The following is a 21,963-nucleotide window of genomic DNA, read 5'->3' on the forward strand; positions in this document are numbered from 1 at the left end:
TATATGACAGGGATGGTGCTGGAGCGTTTTCTCGCCGACGAGGCGGCAACGGCAAGGCTTGGCGAGGACCTCGCCATGGCATTGCGCGCCGGCGACGCGATCGCGCTCAAAGGCGATCTCGGCGCCGGCAAGTCGACGCTGGCCCGCGCGCTGATCCGGGCGCTTGCCGATGATAACAGCCTCGAAGTGCCGAGCCCGACCTTCACGCTGGTGCAGAGCTACGAGACGCGCGTTCCGGTGCATCATTTCGACCTCTACCGCCTCTCCGCGCCGGACGAGCTCGACGAGCTCGGCCTCGAGGACGCGCTCGGCCAAGGCGCGGCGCTCATCGAATGGCCGGAACGGGCCGGAGACCGCTTGCCGGCAAACGCGCTGTGGGTCGAGCTTGCCGAACAGGGCGAAGGCCGCGTGGCGCGATTGTCGGGACAGGGACCGACCTATGATCGCGCGGCGCGGTCGCTTGCCATGCGCGATTTCCTGGCCACAGCCGGCTGGGGCGAATCCAGCCGCAGCTATTTCGTCGGCGACGCCTCCCCTCGCTCCTACGAGATCGTCTCGTTGCCTGGCCAAGCCCCGCGCGTGCTGATGAACTCGCCGCGCCTCGTGCTCGGGCCGCCGGTGCGCGACGGCAAGCCCTATGCGGTGATCGCCCATACGGCGCAATCCGTCAGCGCCTTCGTCGCCATCGACCGGGCGTTGCTCGCGGCCGGCGTCAGCGTGCCGGTAATCCACGCCCAGGACCTCGACCAGGGCTTTCTGCTCCTCGAACATCTCGGTTCGGAAGGTTTCTTGAGCGGCGACGGCCAGCCTATCGCCGAACGTTACGAGGCGGCGGCGGAGCTGCTTGCCATGATGCATGGCAAGGCCTGGCCCACGCGGATGGAAGCGGCGCCCGGCGTGGTCCACGACGTGCCGCCCTTCGATCGGGAAGCCATGCTGATCGAGGCCGACCTTTTGGTCGACTGGTATGTGCCGATGATCACCGGCAAGCCGGCAAGCGATGAATTGCGGGCCGGCTACCATAAGGAATGGAACGCCGTGCTCGACCGGCTCGCGGGCCGTGAGTATACGCTGATGCTGCGCGATTTCCATTCGCCCAACATCATCTGGCGCGCGGAGCGTTACGGCCTCGACCGGCTCGGCATCGTCGACGTCCAGGACGCGCTGATCGGGCCGGCGGCCTATGACGTCGCCTCTCTAGCCATGGATGCGCGTGTCACTGTCCCGCCGGAGATCGAGCGGCGGACGGTCGCCGCCTATGTCGAGGCCAGGCGCAACGCCGGCGCTTTCGACCAGGCCGGTTTCGCCGAGGCCTATGCGATCATGGCCGCGCAGCGCAATTCGAAGATCCTCGGCATCTTCGTGCGGCTCGAAAAGCGCGACGGCAAGCCTTACTATCTGAAGCACCTGCCGCGCATCCGCGACTATCTGAGGCGGGCGCTGGCGCATCCGGCGCTTGCCAGCCTGAAGGAATTCTACATGGCCCACGGCCTGCTCGAGGAACGGGTCGCATGAAGCCCACGACCGCGATGGTGCTGGCGGCCGGACTCGGCAAACGCATGCGGCCGATCACCGACACGATGCCGAAGCCGCTGGTGAAAATCGCCGGCAAGACCCTGCTCGACTGGGGGCTGGACAGCCTGGAAGCCGCCGGAATCGCCAAGGCCGTCGTCAACGTGCACTATTTGCCCGAGCAGATCGTCGCCCATGTCGCCCATAGGCGTGCACCGAAGATCGTCATTTCCGACGAGCGCGAGGCGCTGCTGGAATCGGCGGGCGGCATCGTCAAGGCGCTGCCGCTTCTGGGCACTGCGCCTTTCTACATCATCAACGCCGATACGTTCTGGATCGACAAAGGCGAGCCCAGCCTCGAGCGTCTTGCCCTTGCATGGGACGCCGCCAGAATGGATATTCTGCTGATGCTCACCGATCTCGACTCAGCCACCGGGCACTGCGTCGGCACCGATTTCCTGGTTGCATCCGACGGCGCGCTCACGCGCTCGAAAGGCAACCCGGCGGGCCTGATCTATGCCGGCGCCGCCATCGTCCATCCGCGCATCTTCAAGGACGCGCCCACCGGCTCGCATTCGCTCAATGTCTATTTCGACAAGGCGATCGCCGCCGGGCGCCTGTTCGGCATGAGAATGCATGGACGCTGGATCACCGTCGGCACGCCGGACGCCATTCCCGCCGCCGAGGCGGCGGTTGCCGGCGCGCTCGCGAAAGCGGTATGAGCGGCGCGCGCCGCGTCTTTTCCATCCCGCCCGGAGCGCCGTTCCTGCCGACGCTGGCCGGAGCGTTGCTCGACGGGCGACTGATCCCCGGCTTCCGCTTCGATGGCGAGCCGCTGGCGCTGGCCGACGTCACCATCTATGTGCCGACACGCCGCGCCGCGCGGGCACTGCGCGGCGCCTTCGTAGAGATTCTCGGAAAACGATCAGCCATCCTGCCGACGGTGCGGCCGCTCGGCGAATTCGACGAAGACGAGGCGGCCTTCGACGCCGAGGCAGCGCCGGCGATAGACCTCGCGCCGCCGATCGCCGCGCAGGAGCGGCTGTTGTTGCTTGCGCCGCTGGTGCGCGCCTGGAAGGAAAGCCTGCCGGACCATGTCAGGGCCCGGTTCAACGAGGAATTCGTCGTGCCGACCTCGGCCGCGGACGCCATCTGGCTGGCGCGCGACCTTGCCCGGCTGATGGACGAGATCGAGACCGAAGGCACAGACTGGGCAAAGCTCGCGACGCTGGTCACCGGCAACCTTGCCGGCTGGTGGCAGGTGACGCTCGATTTCCTCGGCATCGTTACCGACAATTGGCCGGAACTGCTCAAGGAGCGCAACCGCTCCAATCCCGCCGCGCATCGGAGCGCGCTGATCCGCCTGGAAGCGGCGAGGCTGAAGCGCAATCCGCCGGCCGGTCCGGTGATCGCCGCCGGTTCGACAGGCTCCATTCCCGCCACGGCGGAACTGCTTGCCGTGATCGCCGGTCTGCCCAACGGGGCCGTCGTGCTGCCCGGGCTCGATCGCGAGATGGACGATGCATCCTTCGCGGCGATCACGGCGCCCGGCGCGCGTCCGGCAACGCTCGGCCACCCGCAATACGGCCTCGCCAAGCTGATCGGCGGCATCGGCATTCCGCGCCGCGATGTAGAGGACGTGATCGCCGCGCCGCCGCCGCTCGAGTTGCGCGCGGCCCTTGTCGGCGAGGCGCTGCGGCCGGCCGAAACCACCGAATATTGGACCGAGACACGGCCGCGCTTCACGACAGACGATGTCGAACAGGCGCTTGCCGGCGTGACGCTGGTGGAAGCGGCGAACGAGCGCGACGAGGCGGCGGCTATCGCCATCGCCTTGAAGCGCGCCGTGGAGGCTCCGGGCAAACGCGCGGCGCTCGTCACCGGCGACCGCGCGCTGGCGCGGCGGGTTTCGGCGGAACTTCTGCGTTTCGGCGTCGTTGCCGACGATTCCGGCGGCGCGCCGCTCATCAACACGCCGGCGGCCAGCCTGCTCAGGCTGGCGCTGAGCGCCGCGTTTCGGCCCGGCGATCCGGTCGGCCTGCTTGCCTTGCTCAAGCATCCGCTGCTTGGGCTCGGCCTCGAACGCCGAAACGTGCGCAAGGCGGCCGAACTCGTCGAGCTGGTGGCGCTGCGCGGCGGCACCGGCCGGCCCGATATCGCATCGCTCGGCGCGCTTTTCGAGACTCGGCTGGCAGAGCTGAGCGGTGATATCCGCCAGCCCTTCTGGTTTTCGCGTCTCACCGTGCGCGGCATCGAGCAGGCGCACGGCATGCTTAGCCGCCTTACCAAAGCGCTTTCGCCGCTCACTGCGATGCGCGATGAGAAGGACGCCGACATCGCCACGTTGACCAGCGCGAGCGTCGTCGCGCTGGAGGATCTGGGCCGAGCGGCGGACGGCAGCCTGGCCGAGCTCTATGCCGGCGACGCCGGCGAAAAGCTCGCCGAACTGCTGCGTGGACTGGTGGCGGCGTCCTCGCCCTTTACCTTCGCCGCTTCGGAGTGGCCGGACGTGATGGAGGCGCTGATCGCGCCCGAGACGGTGAAGCCGGCGCAAGGCACCGACCGCAACATCGCCATCTGGGGCGCGCTGGAAGCCCGATTGCAGAATGTCGACACGCTGGTCATCGGCGGGCTCAATGAAGGCGTGTGGCCGCGCAAGCCCGAGAGCGACCGCTTCATGTCGCGGCTGATGAAGACAGGCATCGACCTCGAACCGCCGGAGCGGCGCATCGGCCTTGCCGCGCATGATTTCCAGATGGCGATGGGCGCGGCGGAAGTGGTGCTGACACGGTCAGCGCGCTCGGGTGACGCGCCGGCGGTGCCGTCGCGCTGGCTGCAGCGCATCTTGACCTTCATCGGCAAGGAACCGGCGGCAGCGCTTCGCGGGCGCGGCGACGCGCTGCTTGCCTGGGCGCGCGCGCTCGATGCCGGCGAGAAGAAGGATTTTGCTCCTCGCCCGCAGCCGAAGCCGCCGCTCAGCATGCGCCCGCAGCATTTCTCGGTCACCGAGATCGAGACTTTGCGCCGCGACCCCTACGCGGTCTATGCGCGGCGCATCCTCGGCCTGATGCCGCTCGAGCCGCTGATCCGCGATCCGGGCGCGGCCGAACGCGGCACGCTGTTCCACGAGATCCTGCATTTGTTCTCGCGGCGGATCGAGGATCCAAGGGCGCCGAACGCGCTGGCCAGCCTCATTGAAGCTGGCCGTCTCTGCTTTGCCGAAGCAAAGCTTCCGCCGGATATCGAGGCCATCTGGTGGCCGCGTTTCGAAAAGCTGGCCGAAAACATCATCGAGTGGGAGCATACCCGCGCCGATGCCGTCACGAGGCGCTATGCCGAGGAGCGCGCCGAAAAGACGGTGGTGGGCCGCACCGGCGTGACGTTGTCCGGCTATGCCGACCGCGTCGACCTGCTGGCCGGCGGCATGGCCGACATTCTCGACTACAAGACCGGCTCCTCGCCTTCGAAAGCGCAGGCACACACGCTGCTGTCGCCGCAGTTGGCTTTGGAAGGCGCATTGCTCAGGCGCGGCGCTTTCAGGGAGCTGGGCATCCGCGAACCGTCGCAGCTTGCCTTCGTGCGGCTGAAGCCGAATGGCGAGGTATTCGAAGAATCGATCCTCGAATATAACCGCAAGCCGCGCACCGCCAATGACCTCTCCGAGGAAGCCTGGGCGCGGCTGGAGCGGCTGCTTTTCCATTATGCCGACCCGGCCACCGGCTATCTGTCGCGCGCCCTTCCCTTCCGCGAGGGCGAAGCCGAGGGCGACTACGATCATCTGGCGCGTGTGCTGGAGTGGTCGGCCGGTGGCGCCAGCGAAGACGAGGCGGAAGGATGAAATATCCGATCCCCGCCGATACCGCCGCCAGCCAGGCACGCGCTTCAGACCCCGCCTATTCCGCCTGGGTGTCGGCCAATGCCGGCTCGGGAAAGACGCATGTCTTGGCGCAGCGCGTGATTAGGCTCCTGCTCAACGGCACCGATCCGTCGAAGATCCTGTGCCTCACCTATACGCGGGCGGCCGCCGCCAACATGTCGAACCGCGTGTTCTCGACCTTGTCGGAATGGACAGCGCTGCCCGATGCGGAGCTGGCGGTCAGGATCGCGACGCTGGACGGCCGCGGCGCGGACCGCGACATGATGCGGCGCGCGCGCCGGCTGTTCGCCGAGGCGCTCGAAACGCCGGGTGGGCTGAAGATCCAGACCATCCACGCCTTCTGCGAATCGGTGCTGCACCAGTTCCCGCTCGAAGCCAACATCCCGGCGCATTTCGAGATGCTCGATCCGCAGATGGAGGCCTCGCTGTTTGGCGAGGCCCGCCGCGACATGATCTCAGGCGCGGGCGCCGGCGTCGAAGGGCTGGCGGAAGCCTTTGCCACCGTGCTGGAGCGCGGCGGCGAGTTCGGGCTCGATACGCTGCTTGCAGAGATCGTCGGCAAGCGCGACGAATTGCGCGATTTCATCGCCAAGGTCGGCAAGGGTCGGGACTTCCGGCCGCTGTTCGCCGAATTCGGCTTCAGATCCGGACAGACGGCCGAGGGCATCGCCGCTTCGCTCTGGCCGCTGCCTGGCTTCGCCCCCGGCCAGTTCGCCGAATTCGCACAGGCCGCCGAAGCCGCCGACGCGCGGCAGGTGCTGAACAATGTCATGCCTTACGCGCGAGGGGCATTCGCCGAAGCCGACCCGATCCGCCGGCTGCGGCTCCTGGCAAAGGCCTTTCTCAAGGCCGACGGCGATCCTTACGAACCGCCCAAGATCTTCAAGAAGACGCTGGTGGACCGGCTGCCGGACCTGGCCGATCGCTACCTCGCCGCGGCCAAGGCGATCCTCGAAGTAACCGACCGGCTGGCGCTGTTCCGCATGCTGGAAGGGACAGCGGCGGCCCTCACGGTCGCCGGCTGGCTGATCGCGCGCTACGAGCAGCTGAAGCGCGGTCGGGGCTTCCTCGACTTCAATGATCTCATCACCCGCACCGTGAGCCTGCTGTCACGGCCCGATGCCGGGCCATGGGTGCAGTTCAAGCTCGACCAGGGCATCGATCATATCCTGCTCGACGAGGCGCAGGACACCAGCCCCGACCAGTGGGAGGTGGTGAAGAAGCTGACGGAAGAGTTCTTCGCCGGGCTCGGCCAGCGCGAGGCGGTCACGCGCACGATCTTCGCCGTGGGCGACGAGAAGCAGTCGATCTATTCCTTCCAGGGAGCAGCGCCGGACTCCTTCGCCGAAAGCCGGCTGTTATTTGCGGGCCGTGTGCGCGACGCCGAAGCCGCTTTCGCCAATCTCAAGCTCACCTGGTCATTCCGGTCGAGCGACGACGTGCTGGCCGCGGTCGACCGCGTCTTCGCCGAACCGGAAGTGCGGCGCGGCATCAGCCACGATCCAGACCCTTTGAGCCACAAGGCGATCCGCAACGACGCGCCGGGCTATGTCGAGGTGTGGCCTTCGATCGGCGCCGAAATGGTCGAGGAGCCGGACGACTGGACCTTGCCGGTCAACCATGCCAGCGCGCCCGCGGTGCGCGTCGCCGAGCATGTGGCCACCACCATCCAGACCTGGCTGCGCAGCGGCGAGGTCATCGAAGGCAAAGGCAGGAAGCTGACCGCCGGCGACATCCTGGTGCTGGTGCGCAAGCGCGACCGCTTCGTCCATGCGTTGTCGCGCAGCCTGAAGAACCGGCAGATCCCGGTCGCCGGCGCCGACCGGCTGAGCCTGCCCGGCCACATCGCCGTGCAGGACCTGATCGCGCTTGGACATTTCCTGATCCAGCCGGAAGACGATCTGTCCTTGGCCGCGGTGCTGCGCAGCCCGATCTTCGAGGTCTCCGAGGAGGCGTTGCTGGCGCTTGCCGGCCAAAGGCCGAAGGGCCAGTCGCTGCTTGCCTCGCTGCGTCAGCATTCGGCCGAAGATATTGCCCTGGCCGCTGTCGTTAGCCGGCTCGATGGCTGGGCCACCGAAGTGGCCTTCAAGCCTGTGTTCGAATTCTACGCCGCCCTGCTGGCGCGTGACGGGCTGCGCCGCAAGATGACGGCGCGGCTGGGACCCGAAGCCGGCGACATCCTCGACGAATTCCTCAACTTCTGCCTGGCCGAGGAGCGGACCGGCCTGCCGGGGCTGGAATCCTTCCTGTCGACGCTGGAAAACGCCGGTCCCGAGATCAAGCGCGAGATGGACCAGACGCGCGACGAGGTGCGGGTCATGACCGTGCACGCCGCCAAGGGCCTCGAAGCCCCGGTCGTCTTCCTGGTCGATGGCGGTTCGGCGCCGTTCAGCGACCAGCATCTGCCGCGGCTGATGCCGTTCGAGAGCTCGGGGACACAATGGAAGGGCAAGGGCTATCTGTGGCGCTCGGCCAGCGATGTCGCCAACGGCGTCTCGAAGGCCGCCTCGATCCGAGCGCGCGAACTGGCGGACGACGAGTACCGGCGGCTGCTCTATGTCGGCATGACGCGCGCGGAGGACCGGCTGATCGTCTGCGGCTATCACGGCAAGCGCCAGCCCAGCCCCGGCACCTGGCATTCGATCGTCAGCCGCGCGCTGCTCGGCGCGCCCGAGAGTTCCGAGCGGCGGCATCCGGCGACGGCCGAGGTGGCCGTGCACCGGTTCTACATGACCAAATTGCCGCCGGTGGCGCTGACCGGCACCGACGAGGCAGGGCCGTTCGAGCACACGGCGCCGCTGCCTGAAACCCTGTTCCGGCCACTGCCGCCCTGTGAGGAGCTGCCGCGGCCGCTTTCGCCTTCCGGCGCCTCGGCGCTGATCGAGGAAGCGAAAGATGCTGCGCCCGACACGCGCTCGCCGGTACTCGATGCCGCCGCCGAGCCCGGCTTCGCGGTGGTGCGCGGCCTGGCCCTGCACAAATTGCTGCAGATGCTGCCCGGCATCGCCGAAGGGAAAAGGCGGGACGCGGCCGAGCTCTACCTGACGCGCGCTGGTGCCGATTGGCCAGCGGACGAGCGCGACAGGGCGCTGGACGCCGTGCTTGCGATCCTGTCCGACGGCCGCTTCGGCGCACTGTTCTCGCCGTCGTCACGCGCCGAGGTCGCGATCATGGGCAGCCTGGAGGTGAAAGGCAGGCTGCGTTCCATCTCCGGCAAGATCGACCGGCTGGCCGTCACCCCGGAAAAGGTGTCGATCGTCGACTACAAGACCAACCGGCCGGCGCCCAAAGACCTGACGGAAGTGCCGCCTGCCTATGTGCTGCAGCTTGCGCTCTACCGGGCGCTGCTTCAGCCGCTCTATCCGGGGCGAGAGGTGACAGCGGCGCTGCTCTTCACCGAGGCGCCGCGCCTGATCGAGCTGCCGGCCAAGGCCATGGACGATGCCCTTGCCCGACTCGCGGGAGCGTGACACAAGAACTGCTTGAACATCGCCGCCACAACCACCACATTTGGTGCAACCCGAGTTTTCGAAAGGATTTCAGCATGGCCACCGTCAAGGTCGACAAGGGCAATTTCCAGGCCGATGTGCTCAACGCCAAGGAGCCGGTCGTGGTGGATTTCTGGGCGGAATGGTGCGGCCCGTGCAAGATGATTGCCCCGGCGCTGGAAGACATCGCCAAGGAACTCGGCTCGAAGGTGAAGGTCGCCAAGCTGAACATCGACGAGAACCCCGAGCTCGCCGCTCAGTATGGCGTGCGCTCGATCCCGACGCTGATGATCTTCAAGGGCGGCGAAGTGGCCGACATGAAGGTCGGCGCGGCGCCCAAGACGGCGCTGTCGCACTGGATCAACGGCAGCCTCGCCTGAGCCGATTCGAAAAGTTCAAGGACAAGCCCGGCCAATCGCGCCGGGCTTTTTCTTTGGCGTCATCGCTCGACGCGCTCTGGCCCTCGCATGCAGGCACGTCATACTCTTTGCTTCAGAAAAAGGGAGAGCGCCATGACCGGGACAGCCAAGGCCACAGTACACGTCGACAATGAGCGCGTCATCGTCACCGAGTACCGCTTCGCGCCGGGCGCCAACACCGGCTGGCACCGCCACGGCCATGACTATGTCGTGGTGCCGCTGATGGACGGCAAGGTGAAGCTGGTGACGAAGGACGGCGAATCCTTCGCCGAGATGAAGCAGGGCGCGCCCTATTTCCGCCGGGAAGGCGTCGAGCACGACGTCATCAACGCCAATGACGGCGAATATGCTTTCATTGAGATCGAGCTGAAGTAGGCTGTTGGCTAGCCATCACCTGCCATCTTGATGGCTAAGCTCTGTCGGTATCTATTTCCGGCAAGCGGAGTTCGAAATGGCCGGACCAAAACTCTCAGTCCGTAGCGCAAAAGCATGGGAAATTGCTCATCGACTTGCGCGTCGCGAGAATCGTTCCATGGCTGATGTGATCGAACGCGCGCTGGAGTCCTATGAGATTCAGGAAGCACGCCGCGAACCCGCATCCAGCTTCTATGCTCGACTGGTTGCAAGCAGCGGAGCCGACATCGATCTGGATAAAATTATCCGCGAAGGCCGCGAACTCTAGTGGCACTGCATAGGGATTTTGACTGGTCGGCTCTTGCGTTGACAGGCGGCATGCGTTGGAGATTGGCCGAAACGCCCATCGCGATCGTCATTCTAGGGCGGAGCAGGAGCGAAGCTCCGTCGCGGAGACCCTAGAATCCATGCCGTTACCTTCGCCAAGGCATGCAACGGAGCAAAATTCTGCACCGTGGCGGTGCTTCCAGGTCAAAGCATGGATTCTATGGTCTGCGCCGCGTCGCTTCGCTCCTTGCTCCGCCATAGAATGACGAGGTTGGGGGCGGCTCTCGACCAATCCCCGGCGTTTGCGCTGATTTCACGCAAATGAATGGAAAATCCTGCACCAAGACAAACGGCAACCTTTTCAAAATCCCTTTGTCTAGCCGAATTTCGGACCGGTCAATCAGCTGAACTGGTCACCAGTCGGCGACGCAGTCGCGGCCGACGAATTGCGCGCTTTGTGCAGTGTATTCAAACAGCTCGATCTTCACGCCGTTTGGGTCGCTGATCCAGGCCTGGTAAGTGTCGTCGCAGGCGAGCTTTTTCGGAGTGACCTCGACGCCTTTCGACCGGATATGGGCGATCGCCGCGTCGATATCTTCCACCTCCAGGCAGAAGTGGTTGATCTGATCGCGGTCGCTGTAGCTCGCCTCGTTCCTTTCAAAGACCTCGACATGGCTGCGGCCGCCGCAGTCGAGATAGAAGCCGAAAATCCTGCCGTCGCGCAGGAAATTGAACCTTGTGTCCATGCCGAGCACGTCGCGGTAGAAGCGGCGCGTCGCCTCCAGGTCATGCGCGAAGATGCAGACATGAGCGAGTTGCTTCACCTTGATCATGGCCGGCTCCTTTCGGCCCCCGCCGAAACCGTTGCGCATTTTTCCGGGAATTGCTCAGGTCGGCGGCGTGCCGTTCTCGGCCAACACGGCGCCGGCGAAATAGAGCGAGCCGCCGATCAGGATGCGCGGCGCCGGGCCGTCCCAGGAGTCGCGCAACAGCATCAGCGCGTTGGCGACGGAGCTGACCGGCTCCGCCGACAGGCCGGCCTCTTCGGCACGCAGTGCCAGCTCGTCATTCGGCACGCCGGCTTCGCTGTTGGTCACCGGCACGGTGTAGACATGACGGGCCAACCCCTTGAAGGCGCTGAAATAGCCGGTCTGGTCCTTGGTGTTGATCATGCCGGAGATCAGGACCAGCGGTCTCGGATTCTTCTCCTCCTGCTCGGCCAACGCCTCGGCGATGACGATGCCGGCGCCGGGATTGTGGCCGCCGTCCAGCCAGATCTCAGCGCCCTTCGGCGCCAGATCCACCAATTTGCCCTGCGTCAGCTTCTGCATGCGTGCCGGCCAGGCGACATGGGTCATTGCCCGCTCGGCGGCGCGATGGCCGATCTCGAAGCCGGCCACCTTGACGGCGGCGATCGCCGCGGCGGCATTCGCGTATTGGTGCCGACCGGGCAGCCGCGGCAGCGGCAGGTCCATCAGCCCGTCCTCGTCCTGGTAGACCATGCGGCCGTTTTCCTCGAAAGCAAGGAAATCCTGGCTATAGACCACGGTCGGACAATCCAGCCGCTCGGCCGTCTCGATCAGCACCTGAAGCGCTGTCTCGCTTTCCTGGGCGCTGATCACCACCGGGCAGCCGCGCTTCATGATGCCGGCCTTTTCGGCGGCGATCAGCTCGACACGGTCGCCGAGATAGGCTTCGTGATCCATCGAGATCGGCATGATCACCGAAACGGCCGGACGCTTGATGACATTGGTGGCGTCGAAGCGGCCGCCAAGGCCGACCTCGATGATCGCCGCCTCCGCCGGATGCTCCGAGAACAGGATGAAGGTGACGGCGGTGAGGATCTCGAAGACGGTGATCGTCTGGCCCGCATTGGCCTTGGCGACGCGCGCAATGGCTTCGGCGAAAACGTCGTCGTCGACGAGCTTGCCGCCGCCTTCGGCCGCCAGCCGGTAGCGCTCGTGCCAGTTCACCAGATGCGGCGAGGTATGGACGTGGACGAGGTGGCCGGCCGCCTCCAGCAGCGCGCGCGAAAAGGCGGCGCAGGAGCCCTTGCCGTTGGTGCCGGCGATGTGGATGACCGGCGGCAACCGGTCCTGCGGATTGCCGAGGCGTTCGAGCAGCCGCGTGACGCGGTCCAGCGAAAGGTCGAAGCCTTTCGGATGCAGCGTCATCAGATGTTCGATTTCGCGTTCGGCGGAAAGCGTTGTCATGGCGGAATCCTAACGCCTAACCCAGAGACCGGGAATCGGTCTCGGAACGGTCATGCGCATCAAGAGGCTACAGCACACAACGGACGGCGCAAATCATGGTTCGCGGCGAACAATGTCGCGCCGGCCGATGATATCGCCTCAGGCTGGCGGCCGCGCCTCGGCGCTGACCACCGCCGGCGGCAGGATTTCCGGCTCGAGCGGCTTGTCGGCCGGCGGCATCTTGAGCAGCATTTTCAGCAAACGCGCGATGGTCGGCCGCATCTCGAGCCGCGATACGACCATGTCGACCATGCCGTGCTCCATCAGATATTCGGCGCGCTGAAAGCCGTCGGGCAGCTTCTCGCGGATGGTCTGCTCGATGACGCGTGGACCGGCAAAGCCGATCAGCGCGCCCGGCTCGGCGATGTGGACGTCGCCCAGCATGGCATAGGAGGCGGTGACGCCGCCCGTGGTCGGGTTGGTCAGCACGACGATATAGGGCAGGCCGGCTTCCTTCAGCCGGTCGACGCCAACCGTGGTGCGCGGCAATTGCATCAGCGAGAGGATGCCTTCCTGCATGCGGGCGCCGCCGGAGGCGGCGAACAGGATCAGCGGCCGCCTGCGCTGCAGCGCCACCTCGAAAGCGTGGACGATTGCCTCGCCGGCGGCCATGCCGAGCGAGCCGCCCATGAAGGCGAAGTCCTGCACGGTGACGATGACCGGCAGCCCGTCGATCGTGCCGGCGGCGTTGAGGATCGCATCCTCGAGGCTGGTTTTGGCCTTCGCCTCCTTCAGGCGATCGGTGTAGCGCTTCTCGTCGCGGAACTTCAGCGGGTCCTGGACGACCTTGGGGTTTTCCAGCACCTCGTATTTGCCGTCGTCGAAGAAATATTTCAGCCGCTCCTTGGCCGAGATCTTCATGTGATGGCCGGAGGACGGGATGACGAACTGGTTGGATTCGAGATCCTTGTGGAAGACCATCTCGCCGGTCTCGGGATCCTTGATCCAGAGGTTTTCCGGCATGTCGGTGCGCCGGCCAAGCATCGAATTGATCTTCGGGCGGACGTAATTGGTGATCCAGTTCATGGCTTCGGCTCCCTGTCCTGGAAGAACTTCAAGCTATTCCAGGAAAAGTCTGTGGCGGTTTTCCGGCTGGAATTTGCGCCGCGAAGAATTAGTCAGGCTATTCGGCGGCGGCAAGGCGGGCCGTACGGACGCCCTGGGCAAGCCCGCTGACCAAAGTGGCGACGGCTTCGGCCGGGTCGGCTGTCTTCTCGCCCTTGGGCCCCAGCACATTGGCGATCGCGTTGACGATCGCCGTGCCGACGACGACGCCGTCGGCCGAGGCGCCGATGACGCGCGCCTGCTCGGCGGTCTTGACGCCGAAGCCGACGCAGACCGGCAGCGCGGTGTGACCCTTGATGCGCGTGACCGCGGCCGAGACTTTGGCGGTGTCGGCAAGCGCGGAGCCGGTGATGCCGGTCATCGAGACGTAATAGACGAAGCCGGAGGTGTTTTCCAAAACCTTGGGCAGGCGCTTGTCGTCGGTGGTCGGCGTCGCTAGGCGGATGAAATTGACGCCTGCCTTCAGCGCCGGAATGCAAAGCTCCTCATCCATTTCCGGCGGCAGGTCGACGACGATCAGGCCGTCGATGCCGCTGGCCTTGGCGTCGGCGAGGAAACGGTCGACGCCGTAGATGTAGATCGGATTGTAGTAACCCATCAGCACGATCGGCGTCTCTTCGTCGCCGGCGCGGAATTCGGATGCCATCTTCAGCGTGCGGGCCAAGGTCTGGCCTCCTTTCAGCGCCCGAAGACCCGCGGCCTGAATCGCCGGCCCGTCGGCCATCGGATCGGAGAAGGGCATGCCGAGCTCGATGATGTCGCTGCCGGAGGCAGGCAGCCCCTTCATGATCGACAGCGAGGTGTCGTAATCGGGGTCGCCGCCCATGATATAGGTGACGAGAGCCGGGCGGCCTTCGGCCTTGAGCTTGGCCATGCGGCGGTCGATGCGCGTGGTCATTGTCAGATCTCCATGCCCAGCATGTTGGCCACCGTGTGCACGTCCTTGTCGCCGCGGCCGGACAGATTGACGATGACGATCTGGTCCTTGTCCATCTTCGGCACGATCTTCATCGCATGCGCGATGGCATGCGCGGATTCCAGCGCCGGGATGATGCCTTCGACGCGGGTGGTGAGCTGGAAAGCCTCAAGCGCCTCGTCGTCGAGGATCGGCTCATACTGGACGCGGCCCGAATCGCGCAGCCAGGAATGCTCCGGGCCGACGCCCGGATAATCGAGGCCGGCCGAGATCGAATGGCCGTCGAGGATCTGGCCGTCCGAGTTCTGCAACAGATAGGTGCGGTTGCCGTGGAGCACGCCGGGCTTGCCGGCATTCATCGAGGCGCAATGCTCGACGCCGTCGAGGCCGCGCCCGCCGGCCTCGATGCCGATGATGCGCACATCCTTGTCGTCGAGGAAGGGATGGAACAGGCCGATGGCGTTGGAGCCGCCGCCGACGGCCGCGATGATGACATCCGGCAGCCGGCCTTCTTGCTCCAGGATCTGGGCGCGCGCTTCCGAGCCGATCACCGACTGGAAGTCGCGCACCAGCTCGGGATAGGGATGCGGGCCGGCGGCGGTGCCGATCAGGTAATAGGTGTCCTCGACATTGGTCACCCAATCACGAAGGGCCTCGTTCATGGCGTCCTTCAACGTGCCGTGGCCGGCGGTGACCGGCCGCACCTCGGCGCCGAGCAGCCGCATGCGGAACACGTTGGGGCTCTGGCGGGCGACGTCGGTGGCGCCCATGTAGACCACGCAGGGATAGCCGAAGCGCGCAGCCACAGTTGCCGAGGCGACCCCATGCTGGCCGGCGCCGGTCTCGGCGATGATGCGCTTCTTGCCCATGCGCTTGGCCAGCAGGATCTGGCCGAGGCAGTTGTTGATCTTGTGCGAGCCGGTGTGGTTGAGGTCCTCGCGCTTGAAATAGACCTTGGCCCCACCGAGATGTTTGGTGAGTCCTTCGGCGAAATAGAGCTTCGACGGCCGCCCGGCATAGTGGGTGGAGAGGTTCTGCAGCTCGGCCTTGAATTCGGGATCGTTCTTGGCCTTGTTCCACTGCTCTTCCAGATCGAGGATCAGCGGCATCAGCGTCTCGGCGACGAAGCGACCGCCGAAAATGCCGAACATGCCCTGCTCGTCGGGCCCGGTGCGGAAGGAATTGGGCATTGCCGGCTTGTTCATCGCCGATCTCCTGGCATCTTATGTTTTGAACACGTCCTTGTCGGAAAGCCGGATTCCACCTTTCCGGGACATATTCGGGTTAGGCTGTTCAGGCGGCGCGGTCGTCGCGCGCGGCCCTGGCGGCCCGGAAAAACTGCTCGATCAGCGCCGGATCCTTGACGCCTGGAGCGCTTTCCACGCCCGACGAGATGTCTATACCGGGCGGGTTTGCCTGTCTCAGGGCATCGCCGATATTGGCGGCGTTGAGCCCACCCGAAAGCATGTAATCGACGCCTGCGTCAAGGCCGGCAAGGACGCGCCAATCGAAGGCGACGCCGTTGCCGCCCGGGAGTTGCGATCCCTTCGGCGGCTTGGAATCCAGAAGGAAGCGATCGGCGACCCCGACGAAAGAGTTCATGCGGTCCAGATCCGCCGCCTCGCTGACCGACAGCGCCTTCATGACCGGGAGACCATAGCGGGCCTTCAGTTCCGCCACGCGCCCGGGCGTTTCCGAACCGTGCAGCTGCAGCATGTCCGGCTGCATCTTGGCGACGATCTGGTCGAGGAAAGCATCATCGGCATCGACGGTGACGGCAACCGCCTTGGCCTTGCCGCGCGCCGCTTCGCGCAGGCGCCCGGCTTCGGCGGGCTCGACATAGCGCGGGCTCTTGGCGAAGAAAATAAAGCCGACATGGCTGGCCCCGCCGGCAAGGGCAGCGGCCATTGCGGCGTCGGTTTTCAGTCCGCAGATCTTGATGTCGAGCGTCATGGCGCGGGATTGGCACGAAACGGGAAAAGAGTCGAGAAAAAGCATGCTGTTGCCGGCTCTTCGGAAAACGCTACCTTCATATAGGAGCCACAGGCGGGAGCAGACACTCATGGCCGACCGAACCGTCGCCGAACTGAAGCAGAAGATCGCGCAGGCGCGCGAGGTGATCGCGCATCTGATGGAAAAGTCCGACTTCAACGGCGCCGAGGCGCACCGGGCGCTGGACTATTTCGGCAGCGATGCCTTCGACCGGGATTTCTTGCCCTGGCCGCATCAGGGCGAGGAGGGATTGCGGCCGGAGGAGCTGAACGCGGCGAATGACGATTGATGGGTTTCGTAGGGCGAGGCAACCACGCGGCGTCATCCTAGGGCGGAGCGACGCGAAGCGGCGCGCAGACCTAGGATCCATTCCGTTACGCCGGCCGAAAGGTGCAGCGATCGAGAATAAAATGCCGTTCCGAGGCGCCTACCGTCAATGGTCACGGCATGGATTCTAGGGTCTGCGCCGCGTCGCTTCGCTCCTTGCTTCGCCCTAGAATGACGAAGCTGAGATGGCTCAGCTAATCTCCAGCGTTTACGTACGCTAGCAGTGGCGGCGTTCTTCGCACTGCAGCCATCCGCTCACCTACTCAAACACAATCGCCTGCAACGCCCCACCATTCCGCTTCAGCCAGTCCTTGCAGCGGTCGGTGTCGGGGCAGAGCTTCTCGCACAGCCTCCAGAATTTCGGGCCGTGATTCATCTCTTTCAGATGCGCCACCTCATGCGCCACGAGGTAGTTTATCACCGCCGGCGGCGCCATCATGATGCGCCACGAGAAGGAAAGATTGCCCTCCGAGGTGCATGACCCCCAGCGGCTGGAGGTATCTTTATACCTTATCGCCTTGGCGCGCTTGCCGATCGCCTCGGTGTGCTTCACCACCAGCTTCTCGATCTCCTTCTTCGTCTCGCGCTTGAGATAATCGGCGATGCGGCGCGGCAGATGGATGCGCTCGCCATGCACGATCAGAAGCGGACCGCGCTCGTCGCGCGAGACGGTGACGGTGCCGCGCCTCGAAGGCTCATGCACGATACGGTGCGGCACGCCGCGGATCGGGATCCTGATGCCGGGGCGTACCTGCGGCCGCGTCGGCACCTTGGCCAGCCGCTGCTCCAGCCAGTCCTGATGGCGGTCGAGGAATTTCTCCACCTCGCCCCGGCGCAGGCCGGGCGGCACGGTGACCCGCAGGCCTTGACCGCCGGAATCGATGCGCAGCGTGAGCCGCCTGGCCCTGGCGCTTTCGACGATCTTCAGCGGCAGCGTGCGGCCGGCTACGCAATGTTCTCGCTCCACGACAGGCGTGGGCTTTGGCTTGGTCAGATTGCGAAAGAAGCCGAGGGTCATGGCTGGACGATACGCGATTCGAGAGAAACGGCCAGTGGAGTAAAGCTACATGGAGAACAAAAAAGAAACGGCGCCGCTTGCGCGACGCCGCATGTGGGGGCGGCCCTATGGTTGAGCCTCAGTCGTCAAGGAGATTCGAGCCCTTGCCGCTATTCGGCCCCGTCGCTCCGGTGGGCCCGGTCGTCGTGGTCGGCGCGGTCGGCTTGTTGCGCTGGGCCATGAAACGATCGAACTCTTCCTGGTCCTTGGCGCGGCGTAGCTCGCGGGCATACTCGTCGAACTCCGAGAGCATTTCGTCGAGCTTGCGGCGCTCCTCGGCGAGCCGCTCGAGCTCCTTCTCGCGCCAGTCGTCGAAGGCGACATTGCCGGTGCGAGACGAGCCGTGACCCCAGCGAGCCGCTTTGTCCGAGCCGCGGCGGCAGCCGGCGAAGATGCCGTCGGTGGCGCGGTTGACGTCGCGCTTGAAGCCTTCGAGCCGGTCGCCCCAGATGATGTAGGCGAGCATGGCGAGGCCGAGCGGCCAGAACACCATGAAGCCGATCACCATCAGCGCGATGGTGGCCGGCGTCCAGGCCGGACGGATCAATGCAGTCGTATTCATTTCTCCCAATCCTTCCGTTGGAGACAGCCTAACCGGCTGCGTGGAATCGAAATGGGAAGGCGAAATCGGCTATTCAAGGCAAGGCCAGCCAAAACCGGCGAAGCGCCTGAAATGATTATCGCTTTTTGAGTTTTTCCAGGAAAAGCACTGCCATTCCGGCAACCAGCCCCCAAAATGCCGCGCCGACGCCGAAAAGCGTGAGCCCCGAAGCCGTCACGGCGAAGGTGACGGTGGCCGGCATGCGTTCGGCCTCGTCTTTCAGCGCAATCGACATGGCGTTGGCCAAGGGCGCCGTCAAGGCGAGTCCGGCGACCAGCACGATCAGGCTTTGCGGCAGGACGGCAAAGATCGCCACCAGAGAGGCGCCGAAGATCGCGAAGATGAGATAGGCAAGCGCGTAGAACGGCCCGGTTTTCCAGCGTTCGGCCGGGTCCGGATGGACATCGGGGCCGCTGCAGATTGCCGCCGAGATGGCCGCAAGATTGGTGGTTGCGGCGCCGAACGGCGCCGAGAGCAGCGAAAACAGACCGGTGACGCCGATCAGCGGACCGGGCTCCGGATGATAGCCCGCGGCACGCAGCACCGCGAGGCCGGAAAGGTTCTGCGAAGCCATGGTGACCAGATAGAGCGGCAAGGCGAGGCCAATGGTCGCCGAGGCGGTGAATTGCGGCGCAATGAATGTCAATGTCGACAGTTCCGGCACAGGCAGGCTGCCGACGCGGCCGGTAAGGAAAGCGGCGAGGCCGCCGCCGATCAGCACCACAAGCACCGACAGAGCCGGATTGAACAGGCGGATGACGAAGAACGCTGCGATCAGCGGCAGGATCAGCCAGGGATCGGCCGGAATGGTCTTCACCGCGTTGACGGCGAAGCTGACCAGGATGCCGGCCAGCATGCCGGACGCGACCGAGGCGGGGATTTTCGCGATCAGCCGGGTCAACGGCTTGAACAGGCCGGTGGCGACCAGAAGGACGCCGGTGACGATGAAGGCGCCGACGGCCTGCGACATCGTGAAACCGCTGGAGGCCGCGATCAGAGCCAGGCCTGGCGTCGACCAGGCCGTGATGACCGGCATTTTCGTGCGCCAGGACAGCCACAGGCATTCGATCGTCATGGCCAGGCAGATCGCGGTGACGCCGCTGGCGGTCTCGATCTGCGTGGCGCCGACCGCCTTGGCGGCGGCGATGACGAGGGCCAGCGTGCCGCCGAAGCCGACGATCGCCGCGACGAAGGCGGATATCGGGATGGAGATGCGCATCGGTCAGGCGGCCCGCCTGACCATGTCGCCGACAACCCGTTCGAGCATATTGAGATCCTCCGGGCGGGACAGACGATGGTCGCCGTCCGGGATCAGCGATAGCGTCACGTCATCGGCGGGCAGCATCGCGGCCAGCTTCAGTGCATGGCCGGACGGCACATCCGGATCGGCAAGGCCCTGCAGGATGTGCACCGGGCAATGCGTGTCGATCGGCCCGGTCATCACCCGGTTGGCCCGGCCGTCCTCGATCAGCGCGCGCGTGTAGATATAAGGCTCGCCGGAATAGTCGGACGGCTCCTCGAAAAATCCCTTTTTCGAGAGGTCGCGCCTCTGTGCCTTGGTCAGAACCGGCTCGATCAGCTCGACCGTGAAATCCGGCGCCGGTGCTAGCAGAACCAGTCCGGCGACGCGGTCTTCACCGGCCTTGCGCAGTTCCTGCACCATGCGCAGCGCGATCCACGCCCCCATCGAGGAGCCGACCAGGATCTGCTTGCCCTTGCTGAACCGGCGAAAGACGGCAAGGCTCTCGGCTAGCCATCTGGAGATCGTGCCGTCGGCGAATTCGCCGCCCGACTCGCCATGGCCGGAATAATCGTGGCGCAGATAGGCATGACCCTCGCGAGCGGCCCAGGCGGCAAGCGTCTCGGCCTTCGTGCCCAGCATGTCGGACTTGTAGCCGCCGAGCCAGACCACGCCGGGTGCTGTGCCGGGCGCCTGCCTGACGGCGATGTTCGACCCCTCCACATCGATGAAAACCGGAGCGCTGGCGGCCATGAGCTTGTCCTTTCGGCCGGTCTTTTGGCACAAGCCGGGGTTCAACGAAAAGTGCTCGCGGCATTCTTTGCTTGGTGCAGACAATTGCCGGACAGCAGGTGATTTTCCGGCGCGGCTATGCTATTGACTCCGGCCGCGCGCTCACCACATAGGCGCGTCCACCTATTTTTGTCTAAAACCCTGAACGAAACGGCCGAGGAGACCACGACCATTCGCAGACCTTTCAAAGCAGCGGCACCCACCAAGGACGGGCCGCGCTCCAACCGAGACATCCGGGTGCCCCGGGTCCAGCTTATCGACGCCGACGGCCAGAACCGTGGCGAAGTTTCCATCAACGAAGCGCTGCTGCTGGCCGAAGAGGCCGGGCTCGATCTCGTCGAGATATCGCCCAACGCGCAGCCCCCCGTCGTCAAAATCCTCGATCTCGGCAAGCTGAAATACGCCAACCAGAAGAAGGCGGCCGAAGCGCGCAAGAACCAGAAGGTCATCGAGATCAAGGAGATCAAGATGCGCCCGAACATCGACAGCCACGACTACGAGACCAAGATGAAGGCCGTGCGGCGCTTCTTCGAGGAAGGCGACAAGGTCAAGCTGACGCTGCGCTTCCGCGGCCGCGAGATGGCGCATATGGAGCTTGGCATGCAGCTTCTGAACAAGGTGCGCGAGGAAGTGTCGACGATCGCCAAGGTCGAGGCGGAGCCGAAGCTCGAAGGCCGCCAGATGATGATGGTTCTGGCGCCGCGCTGACCGGGAGGACGCGGCCGCCAAGCGTCGCGCCCATCACGGTTTCGAGAGTTGCCGGGCTCTTTCCATCCCGCTCTAAAATCCGCCCGAATTGCCGGGCACGGCGTCCCGACGATCGGCGGGGCGCCTGTTTTTCAATCCGATCGCCAGCGACGATCGGATGGGTCATGGTCGATGAAGTGAAGGTCCCGACCGACAACCAGAACGAAGGGTTGGGCGGCTATCAGCACATGCGCCGGATCGTGCTGGCGGTGCTGATCGTGGTGCTGTTCTGCGCGCTGCTGTTCGGCCAGTCTTCCTTTCCGCCGGACACGCCCGTGCATGAGTCGATCGAGATGTTCGGCGTGCTTTTGATCTTTCTCGGCATCGTCGGGCGGCTGTGGTCGACGCTGTATATAGGCGGGCGCAAATCGGCCGAAGTGGTCACCGGCGGTCCCTATTCGATCACCCGCAACCCGCTCTATCTCTTTTCGACCGTTGCTGCCGCCGGCGTCGGCGCGCAGATCGGCTCCTTCAGCGGCATCATCCTGTTTTCGCTGCTCTGCGCCGGCGCCTTCCACATCGTCATCCTACGCGAGGAGCGCTATCTGAAGGAAGTGCTCGGCGCGCCTTACGAGGCCTATCTCGCCAGGGTGCCGCGCTTCTTTCCCAACCTGACGCTCTACCAGGAAGGCGATACCGGCAGCTTCAAACCGCGTCTGCTCTTGAACACGCTGCTCGACGGGCTGGTGTTCCTGGTGGCGCTGCCCGCCTTTGAGCTGATCGACGGCATGCAGCAGTCGGGGATGCTGCCGGTGTGGTTTACACTGCCTTAGCCGGGGACACAGCGCCGCACGGCTTGAGGTGTTGCGCACAAGCCATCTTTGATCTATAGGACCGCCGTTCCGCGTATCGGCCCGGAAATCGTCTCCGATTTACGGAAAGCACGATACGCAGAGCAAAAGACGAAAACCGCCCGGCAGGGCATGCCGTGGCGGTTTCATTTGCTTTTCGGGCTTTGGTCGGCCCGAAGCGAGAAAAGAAGCGCGATGGTGCGCCA

20 protein-coding genes are annotated in these 21,963 nt (G+C 65.1%); 10 read left to right on the forward strand and 10 right to left on the reverse strand.

All coding sequences use genetic code 11. From position 1 onward, the window contains the following. Window positions 1–3: 3 nt before the first annotated feature. The 7 genes from tsaE (at window position 4) to P9273_RS25015 (ending at window position 9,978) form a co-directional block, all read left to right on the forward strand. The gene (tsaE, locus tag P9273_RS24985; protein WP_278051165.1) at window positions 4–1,515 is read left to right on the forward strand and encodes a tRNA (adenosine(37)-N6)-threonylcarbamoyltransferase complex ATPase subunit type 1 TsaE; all 1,512 of its coding nucleotides are present in this window, start codon (window positions 4–6) and stop codon (window positions 1,513–1,515) included. Beyond that, window positions 1,512–2,234 (forward strand): nucleotidyltransferase family protein, encoded by a 723-nt coding sequence (locus tag P9273_RS24990; RefSeq protein ID WP_278051167.1) that lies wholly within the window; start codon window positions 1,512–1,514, stop codon window positions 2,232–2,234. Before tsaE ends, P9273_RS24990 begins: the two co-directional genes overlap by 4 nt. Further along, entirely contained in the window at window positions 2,231–5,350 is a 3,120-nt protein-coding gene (gene addB / locus P9273_RS24995) for a double-strand break repair protein AddB (RefSeq protein WP_278051169.1), read from the forward strand. The genes P9273_RS24990 and addB overlap by 4 nt, the downstream gene beginning before the upstream one ends. Beyond that, window positions 5,347–8,859, forward strand: coding sequence for a double-strand break repair helicase AddA (gene addA, locus P9273_RS25000; protein WP_278051171.1), 3,513 nt, complete (start codon window positions 5,347–5,349; stop codon window positions 8,857–8,859). Before addB ends, addA begins: the two co-directional genes overlap by 4 nt. A gap of 74 nt (window positions 8,860–8,933) precedes the next feature. Continuing rightward, a complete protein-coding gene (trxA, locus tag P9273_RS25005) occupies window positions 8,934–9,257 on the forward strand; it encodes a thioredoxin (RefSeq protein WP_041000044.1) in 324 nt (107 codons plus the stop codon). Window positions 9,258–9,389: 132 nt separating this feature from the next. Further along, window positions 9,390–9,671 carry a cupin domain-containing protein gene (locus P9273_RS25010; protein WP_027166948.1) on the forward strand — a complete coding sequence of 94 codons (282 nt, stop codon included), beginning with the start codon at window positions 9,390–9,392 and terminating at the stop codon, window positions 9,669–9,671. Between the two features lie 76 nt (window positions 9,672–9,747). Next, entirely contained in the window at window positions 9,748–9,978 is a 231-nt protein-coding gene (locus P9273_RS25015; RefSeq protein ID WP_278051175.1) for a plasmid stabilization protein, read from the forward strand. Between the two features lie 412 nt (window positions 9,979–10,390). On the opposite strand, the gene P9273_RS25020 is transcribed toward P9273_RS25015, so the two are convergent. The 6 genes from P9273_RS25020 to P9273_RS25045 form a co-directional block, all read right to left on the reverse strand. After that, entirely contained in the window at window positions 10,391–10,810 is a 420-nt protein-coding gene (locus P9273_RS25020; protein WP_278051176.1) for a VOC family protein, read from the reverse strand. Between the two features lie 54 nt (window positions 10,811–10,864). Continuing rightward, on the reverse strand, window positions 10,865–12,190 hold the full coding sequence (locus P9273_RS25025; RefSeq protein WP_278051177.1) for a bifunctional folylpolyglutamate synthase/dihydrofolate synthase: 1,326 nt from the start codon (window positions 12,188–12,190) through the stop codon (window positions 10,865–10,867). 138 nt (window positions 12,191–12,328) lie between these two features. Then, entirely contained in the window at window positions 12,329–13,255 is a 927-nt protein-coding gene (gene accD / locus P9273_RS25030) for an acetyl-CoA carboxylase, carboxyltransferase subunit beta (protein ID WP_278051178.1), read from the reverse strand. 97 nt (window positions 13,256–13,352) lie between these two features. Next, window positions 13,353–14,192 (reverse strand): tryptophan synthase subunit alpha, encoded by an 840-nt coding sequence (gene trpA, locus P9273_RS25035; protein WP_278051179.1) that lies wholly within the window; start codon window positions 14,190–14,192, stop codon window positions 13,353–13,355. A 2-nt stretch (window positions 14,193–14,194) separates the two neighbouring features. Continuing rightward, a complete protein-coding gene (gene trpB / locus P9273_RS25040; RefSeq protein WP_278051180.1) occupies window positions 14,195–15,415 on the reverse strand; it encodes a tryptophan synthase subunit beta in 1,221 nt (406 codons plus the stop codon). An 88-nt stretch (window positions 15,416–15,503) separates the two neighbouring features. Beyond that, entirely contained in the window at window positions 15,504–16,163 is a 660-nt protein-coding gene (locus P9273_RS25045) for a phosphoribosylanthranilate isomerase (RefSeq protein ID WP_278051200.1), read from the reverse strand. A 109-nt stretch (window positions 16,164–16,272) separates the two neighbouring features. Between P9273_RS25045 and P9273_RS25050 the strand changes: the two genes are divergently transcribed. Then, window positions 16,273–16,491, forward strand: a complete 219-nt coding sequence (locus P9273_RS25050) for a hypothetical protein (protein WP_041000051.1) — start codon at window positions 16,273–16,275, stop codon at window positions 16,489–16,491. 297 nt (window positions 16,492–16,788) lie between these two features. On the opposite strand, the gene P9273_RS25055 is transcribed toward P9273_RS25050, so the two are convergent. The 4 genes from P9273_RS25055 to P9273_RS25070 all read right to left on the reverse strand — a co-directional run bounded on the left by P9273_RS25055 (window position 16,789) and on the right by P9273_RS25070 (window position 20,180). Beyond that, window positions 16,789–17,547: a M48 family metallopeptidase gene (locus P9273_RS25055; protein WP_278051181.1), complete on the reverse strand. Its 759-nt coding sequence runs from the start codon at window positions 17,545–17,547 to the stop codon at window positions 16,789–16,791. A 118-nt stretch (window positions 17,548–17,665) separates the two neighbouring features. Continuing rightward, window positions 17,666–18,148 (reverse strand): DUF2852 domain-containing protein, encoded by a 483-nt coding sequence (locus P9273_RS25060; RefSeq protein ID WP_278051182.1) that lies wholly within the window; start codon window positions 18,146–18,148, stop codon window positions 17,666–17,668. 115 nt (window positions 18,149–18,263) lie between these two features. Beyond that, a complete protein-coding gene (locus P9273_RS25065; RefSeq protein WP_278051183.1) occupies window positions 18,264–19,406 on the reverse strand; it encodes a benzoate/H(+) symporter BenE family transporter in 1,143 nt (380 codons plus the stop codon). 3 nt (window positions 19,407–19,409) lie between these two features. Then, window positions 19,410–20,180, reverse strand: coding sequence for an alpha/beta hydrolase (locus P9273_RS25070; protein ID WP_278051184.1), 771 nt, complete (start codon window positions 20,178–20,180; stop codon window positions 19,410–19,412). Window positions 20,181–20,390: 210 nt separating this feature from the next. Here P9273_RS25070 and infC point away from each other — a divergent pair, with 210 nt between their 5' ends. Then, on the forward strand, window positions 20,391–20,927 hold the full coding sequence (gene infC / locus P9273_RS25075; protein WP_041009911.1) for a translation initiation factor IF-3: 537 nt from the start codon (window positions 20,391–20,393) through the stop codon (window positions 20,925–20,927). 164 nt (window positions 20,928–21,091) lie between these two features. Continuing rightward, window positions 21,092–21,739 carry a methyltransferase family protein gene (locus P9273_RS25080; RefSeq protein ID WP_278051185.1) on the forward strand — a complete coding sequence of 216 codons (648 nt, stop codon included), beginning with the start codon at window positions 21,092–21,094 and terminating at the stop codon, window positions 21,737–21,739. Window positions 21,740–21,963 lie beyond the last annotated feature (224 nt).

Source organism: Mesorhizobium sp. WSM4935, from assembly GCF_029625735.1.
In the GTDB taxonomy this organism is placed as follows: Bacteria; Pseudomonadota; Alphaproteobacteria; order Rhizobiales; family Rhizobiaceae; genus Mesorhizobium.